This window comes from Empedobacter sp. UBA7494 (assembly GCF_002478465.1).
Classification (GTDB): domain Bacteria; phylum Bacteroidota; class Bacteroidia; order Flavobacteriales; family Weeksellaceae; genus Empedobacter; species Empedobacter falsenii_B.
In genome coordinates, this window is the sequence record NZ_DLOC01000027.1 from 1 (window position 1) to 8,481 (window position 8,481).

Here is an 8,481-nt window from a genome sequence, read left to right on the forward strand (position 1 = left end):
CCAAAAAAGAAAAGCAAAAGATATACTTTTAAAGGAACAACTTCGGATGAATTGTCGCGAAGCGAGAATAATTTATTCAGTATAGTTAATAATATAATGAATACGATGCTGATGACATCATAATTTAAAGAAGCTTTTTTATAAAATAGGAGTGACAGAACTAAAAAAAGGAGAACATGTAGTTCTCCTTTTTTATTTCTGTTAATGTGGACCATTACCGTTTTTATCTTTTTCCAAATCGGTATTCCAAATTTTGATTTTATCTGTTTTTTTCAAGCCAGATTTTACTTGAACATTCACTCCGTCTGTAATTCCAAGAGTGATGTATTTCTTTTCGTATTTTGCATCTTGTCCTTTACCAGAAGTAAGAATCTCAACATATGGTTTTTGGTTTTCGTCGTAACGAACATGCGCTGATTTTACCAACAATACATTTTTTGCTTCCTGCGTTACAACCTCAGCATTTGCAGAATATCCCGCACGAATAAAGTTATCTGAATCTAATTGAACTGGTGCTTTAATCTCGAACTGAACTACTCCATTCGTTGCAACTCCTTGAGGCGAAATAAAATCCAGAATCGCTGTAAAAGTTTTGTTCGGAATTGCACCAATCGATACATTAATTTTCATTCCTTCTTTTAATTTACCAACCTCAGCTTCGTCAACTTTTCCTTGGAAAATCATTTTCTTAACATCAGCCATCGTAGCAATAGTAGTACCTGTAGAGAAATTATTAATCTCTTGCACCATATTCCCAACCTCAACAGGAATATCTAAAATCATTCCCGAAGTAGTTGCTGTAATACGTGTTGTTGCATAAGCTTCCAAACCAGGAGCAATACCCGTTTGCGCAACTTTGTAATCGTTTTCGGCAGCTTTTAATTGTTGTTGAGCTGACTTATATGTCGCATTTGCATTGTCATAATCTGCACGAGGCAAAACACCTTGATTATATAAAGTTGATGTTCGATTGAAATTACGACGTTCTTGATCGACCGTAATTTGAGCCGCTTGAATAGACTGACGAGCTGCATTTAACGACTGAACATTTGGAACAACTTTCAGTTCACAAATCAACTGACCACGCTCTACATATTGTCCTTCTGCAACATTAATCGATTTTATAACACCCGAAATATTTGGCTTAATTTCAATTGTTTCCAACGGTTTTACTTCACCAGTTGCAACAGCTTTCACCTCGATATTTCCCATAAAAGGCGTTGTCGTTTCATAAACTTCATTGTCTTGGCTATTCTTTTTACCGAAATACACAATCACACCGATTACAGCACCGATAAAAACGACAATCATCAAAATCTTTAGAATTTTTTTCATTCTTTTATATCTGTTAAGTTTTAGTTATTCATCTCTCAAAGCATCAATAGGTTTGATTTGAATTGCTCGTTGAGCAGGAATCAATCCCGCTAAAGTTGCCATAATCACCATCACTGCTAAAGCTGTAAAAAGTGTAAACAAATCGATTGACGCATTATATAAAGGTATGTTTTTATTTGATGGAATGATAATTTCGTTGAGAACCATTAGTAAAAGTGCTGCAAAAATAATTCCGCCTAAACCTGCAATTAATGTTAAAACTACTGATTCTAACAAAATTTGTCCTCGAATTTGAGCAGGAATTGCACCTAATGCTCTTCGAATTCCAAATTCTTTTGTACGTTCTGAAACTGTAATCAATAATATACTTGCAATCGCAATAACCCCGGAAAACAATGTCATCCCTCCTACAACAATCGCTAGGAACTGCATCCCTTTTACGAATTTCATAATCTTCCCAAGCATTTCACCTAAATTAAAACCTCCAATTCCTTGGTCGTCATCTGGAGAAATATTTTTAATCTGTTTCAGATATGTTTTTAATTCTTTTTCGAATGCAACAATATCATAATTATTAGGCAGACTCAAACTCAAATATTGAATCGTTTCCCCTTGATTATATATCTTTTGAAATGTTGTAAACGGAATAAACACTTGATCTTTACTCTCTACAGGCGAAGAAGGTGTGTCGTAAACGCCGACAATTGTATAATAACTATCGCTAATTCTGATTTCTTTCCCCAAAGGTTTTGGTTTATCACCAAAAAATTGTTCGGCAACTTCAATTCCAATTACACAAACTTTCGATTCAGTTTTGATATCATCTTCATTGATAAAACGACCTTGAATAATATCTTTCCCAAACATTCGGTTTTGATCTGGATAATCTCCATTAACCGTGTAAAAATTATATTTTGTTCCGTAAGTTAATATTGAATTTGGTTTCGAATTTCGAGGAGCTAACAACGAAATTTGAGGAAAACGAGCCTGAATTTGACGAACATCACTCATTTTCAATTCAATTGTGCGACCTTTTTGAAATCCTTGATATGGCATCGATGTTGTTCCTCCCCAAACAAATAATGAATTCGTTGCGGCATTTGCCAAATTACGGTCAAAACCATTTTGCAAACCGCGTGTTACTCCTAACAATAATACAAATAAGAACATTCCCCATGCAACACCAATCATTGTTAAAATAGTGCGCAATTTATTTTTGCGAATCGCCGCGTAGACTTCGCTCCAAGCATCTGGATCAAAAACAAATTTTATAAAGTTCATTATTCGTCTCTTAAAGCATCAATAGGTTTAATACGTGCTGCATTCAAAGCTGGAATTAATCCAGAAACTGTTCCTGCAACAAATAAAATAATACAAGCCATTACCAACGAATTAGTTTCTACACCTGGATTATAAATAAAATATTCTTCTAAGCTATCTCCAATATTTTCTACAACAAGTGCCGCTAAAGCAATTCCTATTGCTCCGAAAATAATTGTAATCATAATTGCTTCTTGTAAAATCAGTCCCAAAACATTGGCTGGTGTTGCGCCTAAAGCTTTTCGAATACCAATTTCTTTGGTACGCTCTTTTACACTAAACACCATAATATTTCCGATACTTACAATTCCTGCAATCAAACTTCCTCCACCAATTACAAATACAATAATTGTCAGAATCAAGAAAAATTGATTGGTATCTTCCATTGCATCCGCTGCATTTCGTACCCAAACTCCACCATAATCAGAAGGCGCAACATTGTGTCGACCTTTTATATTATATTCGATTGCATTTGCTAGTTTAGATATATCAGTCAAAGCCATTCCATCTTTGGGTGTTACAATAATCGATGATACTTTGTCCGTCGCATAAATCGTTCTAAACGTTGTAAAAGACGCATACAAAGCACGTTCAGCATTATCACCACCATCTTTACTTTCGAAAACGCCAACCACTTGATACATACTTGAACCTAATTGCAAATACTTCCCAATCGCAATCTGATTTGGAAAAAAATCTTGTGAAACCAATCGTCCAATAACAATTGACTTGGACTGATTCTCCATATCTTTTTTATTGATAAATCGACCAAGCGTTACATTTTCATTAATCATTGATTCATATTCTGGATAAACTCCAGTAATTGAATAACTTCCTGAATTAGCTTCATTTCTAATTGTATCACTTTTCGAAATTGTACTTACAATCGATTTTATTTCATCTGGAAAAGAATGTTTAATAAATTCAAAATCTTTTACATCCAATTCAATTGTACGCCCTTGTTTGAAACCATTGTAAGGTTCTGTTGTTGTACCTCCGTTAACGGTAATATTTAATGAATTTGCTTTGAAAAATTCTTGTTGAAACCCGTTCTGCAAACCATTTCCCAATCCATACAATGTAATAAACACAAAAAGCGCCAAAGCGATTGTCAAACCCGACAATGCTGTACGCAATTTATTACTTGCAATGGACGACCATATTTCGCTCCAACGGTCTGTATCAAACATATTTTATATTTACGATTCTTTGATTTATGATTTACGAAGTTTGAGATTCGAAAATCATTAAACTCTTACTTGTTCTACTTTTTCGTCACTTACAATTACCCCATCTTTTAGACGAACAATACGTTTGCACATATTTGCAATATCATCTTCGTGCGTCACCATTACAATTGTTTTACCTTCGTCATTAATCTCTTGAATCAAGTGCATTACTTCTTGTGAAGTTTTGGTATCCAATGCTCCTGTGGGCTCATCCGCTAATAACAATTTAGGTTTTGCAGCCAACGCTCGTGCAATTGCGACACGTTGTTTTTGTCCACCCGAAAGTTCGTTTGGCATATGAGTAGCCCAAGGCTCCAACCCTACTCTTTCCAGATAACTAAGCGCAATTTTATTTCGATCCGAACGTTTTACTTTTTGATAATACAACGGCAAGGCAACATTTTCTAAGACATTTTTGAAACCAATTAAATTATACGATTGAAAAATAAATCCTAAAAATTTGTTTCTATAATTAGCGGCTTTAGTTTCGTTTAACTTCTCGATTCTAACACCATCCAATTCATAAATACCTGTATCATGCTCGTCCAACATCCCAATGATATTCAATAAAGTTGATTTCCCCGAACCCGAAGATCCCATAATCGCAACAAATTCACCTTCCGTAATCTCAAGGTTAATTCCTTTGAGTACGTGAAGTTTGTTTTTTCCCATTATGTAGGATTTATTTAAATCTCGAATAGATATCATAGATTGTTGTAAATTTCAATAAAGATAACAGATAAGTCGAAATTATCAGAAAAATGTTACAAGCAAGTTTAAGATTTAATTGTAAAATTAAGTACAAAAATTGGTGGTTTCGCCATTTATTTAGGAATAATGTTGATGTTAAACCTTTTCTTATTTATGAAAGGCAGACGACGATCTTTGTAACAACAATATTTAAGAAGTTTAGAATCTTAACAAAAACCCCTCCCAAAAGTTAACTTTTGGGAGGGGTTTATTTTAAACTGGATCTACATCTACATCAATTCGTACCGAGCGAAAAGCTGCAATTGTATGCAGTTGATCTATTTTTGATTGAATTAAATCTTTTACTTTTTGAGGCGATTGATTTGGTCGAATTTTAATCATCACATCTGTAATATACAAATTATTGATTCGTCCAATCGAAGGCGCTTCTGGACCAAGTAAACATTTTGCATCAAAACTTGGTTTAAGCAAAACGACCAATTGAGCTGCTGTTTTATCCAAACGCTCTTTATTTTTATGCTTGAAACGCAACTTAATCAATCGCGAATAAGGCGGATACAAAAATTCTTTGCGCTCATACAAAATATCTTTCATCGTTGGCGCATAACTGTAGGTTGTGACATTTTGCAAAATCTGATGTTCGGGCTGAAAAGATTGAATCAATACTTTCCCTTGCTCTTGTCTACGACCTGCACGACCAGAGACTTGCGTTAACAATTGAAATGCTTTTTCGTGCGCTCTAAAATCAGGAAAATTTAACAAAGAATCTGCTCGAATAACACCAACAAAATTAACATTTCCAAAATCAAAACCTTTTGTAATCATTTGTGTTCCAATTAAAATATCAATTTCTTTGTTCTCGAAATCTTCAATCAATTTTTCGTAAGCAAATTTCCCGCGCATCGAATCGACATCCATTCTTCGAACTTTTGCTTCAGGAAAAATTGTTTGAACTTGCTGTTCTATCTGCTCAGTTCCCAAACCTTTTGTATTCAATTCGTGCGAACCACAACTTGGACAACGCAAAGGTTTCGCTTGCGCATAACCACAATAATGACATTTTAGTTGATTCGAGAATTTATGATATGTTAAACTGACATCACAATTTGGACATTCGGGCGTATGTCCACACGTATTACATTCCATAATCGGTGCATATCCACGACGATTCTGAAATAAAATAACTTGCTTTTTTTGATGCAATTGATTGAAAATTTCATCACGAAGTGTATGCGAAATATCTTCTGTAATTTCTTTTTCCTTTTGCGCTTTTTTTAGGTCAACCAAATTAATTTCGGGCAATTTTATGTTTCCAAAACGTTCTGTTAATTCAACATAACCATATTTTTTATTTTTTGCATTATAATAACTTTCAGCCGAAGGCGTCGCCGAACCTAACAAAACTTTCCCGTTCATCATTCCTCCAAGCAACATCGCCATATCGCGTGCATGAAAAAATGGTTTTATATCCATCTGCTTGTAAGACGATTCGTGCTCTTCGTCGACGATAATCATTCCCAAATTATCAAAAGGCAAATACAACGCTGTTCGTGGACCAATGATAATATCGAAATCACCATTCAATGTTTTTTGCCACAATTCGACACGTTCATTTTGATTAAATTTCGAATGATAAACTCCTACTCTTTCTCCAAAATGTTTTTTAATACGATGAACAATTTGCGTAGTCACAGAAATTTCTGGTAATAAGTACAACACTTTATTTCCTTTCGCAATTACTTGTTCCATCAATTTTAGATAAATTTCTGTCTTTCCGCTTGACGTTACGCCATGTAACAAAACAGTTGATTTATCCTTAAAATCTTCTTTAATTTGATTCAAAGCTTCAGTTTGTTTCAAGGTCAATTCAGCAATTTCAGCAACTTCTTTCTCATCTTCATCTACACGAGAAGTTTGATGTTGATAAATTTCAACTGCTCCTTTTTCTGCTAAAGATTTAAGTACAGCATTTGTCGCACCTTGTTTTATAAAATCTGCAACTTTTAGCGGTTTTTCTTGCGATTGCGTTTCTAACGTAATCAATTGCAACAAGGTTTCGCGCTGTTTTGGTGCTTTATTTAATTGATTTAAAATCTCGATAAAGGCAGTTTCATTTCCTTTTAAATCTGGATGTAATCGGACATAATTATCAATTTTTGGTGTATATTTTTCGTTGAGTTTTTCATCTAACCGAATAATTCCTTTATCAATTAATAATTTAAGTGTTGGAATTGCTGATTTCTCGTCCACAATTAAAGCTGCTTCTTCAACCGAAATGATTTCTCTTAATTTCAGTGCTTCAAAAACTAAGAATTCATAATCATTTAATTCTTCGATTGTTTCGTAATTTGGATTAATTAATCGAACAAAAGTTTGAGATTCTAATTTTAACGCAGAAGGAAAAGCATTTCGAAAAACATCACCCAACGAACACATATAATAATTCGCCATCCACTCCCAAAAATTAATTTGCGTTTGTGTTACCAAAGGTTCGTCATCCAAAAAAGCATGAATCGCCTTTGTTTTGTATAATTCTGGTGCATTTTGATGAATAGAATGTACAATTCCTGTATATAATTTTTGCGTTCCGAAAGGCACGGAAACACGCTGACCAACTTTAATTTGCTGTAAATCAATTTCAGAAAGATGATACGTAAATGTTCCATTTAATGAAAGTGGTAAAATAATTTCGGCAAAATAATTAATTGTCATTCTATAATTTTAAACCAGCAAGTTAGTAAGATTTTTAAAAGAAATAGAAAGCAAGTTTTAAAAAATATTTTTGCATTTATTTAGCTATAATTGGAAATTTTATATCCTTAATTAAAATCTTTAATTTAATTAAAAATTAAATCATTAAGTCTTTTATCATATATAGTGTCGAAAATAAATCGAAAACAAGAATGAATGAAACTATAACACAGTTAATCATTATAGCATTGGTTATTTCCCTAATACTCATTGTTTTTTCTACTTTCAGTCTTGAAACTTCAGGGATCATTGTTTTGTTTGTATGTTTATTATTTTGTGTTGCTATTTGTTTGATTGGAATTCCTTTTTATTTTTTACGTAAGAAATATGCAACTTCTATTATGGTAAATGAACTTGGGATTTTCACTTACAATAATAAAAATGAACCTGTTGAAACAATTTTGTACGAAAATATTCTAATAATACAATTATTATGATGCGAGCGGAAGAGATAATCCTAACCCAAATCTTCGTATAAAAGTGAATAATAGCGGAACTGCAATATGGAAAACTTTTCCAAAACTATACTACATTGGATTAACAAATAAAAATGAGTTACACTTGCATTTCTTATTACAAGCGAAATCATCTCAAAAGAAAATAGAAATTGATCCAACTGCAATTATCTATTATCAATCATTAATTAAAAAATAAAATTTCACAAATTATTAATATTTCTTTATCAGATAATTTGAAGAATTAATACTAATTTTAAGAGAATTCAAAAAACTATCATTATGTTACATGCCATTTTAGATCAGATTTCGGAATCAGAAAAACCAATTATAAAAATCATTTTCAGAAATGATGATACGCGTGTTGTTGCTTTTGGACTGAAAAAAGGTTTGAAATTAATCGATCATCAATTACCTGTAAATGCAAAAATTTTGATGTTGAAAGGTGAAATAGAAATTGACTCGAAAATTGAGATTGTCAATCTAAAAGAATTTGACGAATATGTTATTCCGTCAAAAGTTATTCATCAAGTGACTTCTTTACAAGATTCGATAATGTTGGTTATTCTAAATTTTTATGAAAAAAGTTTTTAAAATAGTTAAACTCTATTTATTTACACTATAAAAACTTTATAATTATTAATTTATCAAAATATGAAACCACTTTTCTCATTAACTAC

General features: G+C 32.7%; 7 protein-coding genes. 2 read left to right on the top strand and 5 right to left on the bottom strand.

Going from position 1 to position 8,481, the window contains the following annotated elements; translation table 11 throughout:
* Positions 1-201: 201 nt before the first annotated feature.
* The 5 genes from B4E95_RS02590 to priA all read right to left on the bottom strand — a co-directional run bounded on the left by B4E95_RS02590 (position 202) and on the right by priA (position 7,307).
* On the bottom strand, positions 202-1,335 hold the full coding sequence (locus B4E95_RS02590) for an efflux RND transporter periplasmic adaptor subunit (RefSeq protein ID WP_291061751.1): 1,134 nt from the start codon (positions 1,333-1,335) through the stop codon (positions 202-204).
* Between the two features lie 24 nt (positions 1,336-1,359).
* On the bottom strand, positions 1,360-2,616 hold the full coding sequence (locus B4E95_RS02595; protein WP_038335695.1) for an ABC transporter permease: 1,257 nt from the start codon (positions 2,614-2,616) through the stop codon (positions 1,360-1,362).
* The gene (locus tag B4E95_RS02600) at positions 2,616-3,845 is read right to left on the bottom strand and encodes an ABC transporter permease (protein ID WP_291089725.1); all 1,230 of its coding nucleotides are present in this window, start codon (positions 3,843-3,845) and stop codon (positions 2,616-2,618) included. Before B4E95_RS02600 ends, B4E95_RS02595 begins: the two co-directional genes overlap by 1 nt.
* Positions 3,846-3,902: 57 nt before the next feature.
* Positions 3,903-4,592, bottom strand: coding sequence for an ABC transporter ATP-binding protein (locus B4E95_RS02605; RefSeq protein ID WP_291089728.1), 690 nt, complete (start codon positions 4,590-4,592; stop codon positions 3,903-3,905).
* 255 nt (positions 4,593-4,847) lie between these two features.
* On the bottom strand, positions 4,848-7,307 hold the full coding sequence (gene priA / locus B4E95_RS02610) for a replication restart helicase PriA (RefSeq protein ID WP_291089731.1): 2,460 nt from the start codon (positions 7,305-7,307) through the stop codon (positions 4,848-4,850).
* Positions 7,308-7,826: 519 nt separating this feature from the next.
* Here priA and B4E95_RS02615 point away from each other — a divergent pair.
* Positions 7,827-8,000, top strand: a complete 174-nt coding sequence (locus tag B4E95_RS02615) for a hypothetical protein (RefSeq protein WP_291061760.1) — start codon at positions 7,827-7,829, stop codon at positions 7,998-8,000.
* A gap of 83 nt (positions 8,001-8,083) precedes the next feature.
* Positions 8,084-8,395, top strand: coding sequence for a hypothetical protein (locus tag B4E95_RS02620; protein WP_291061762.1), 312 nt, complete (start codon positions 8,084-8,086; stop codon positions 8,393-8,395).
* Positions 8,396-8,481: the final 86 nt, after the last annotated feature.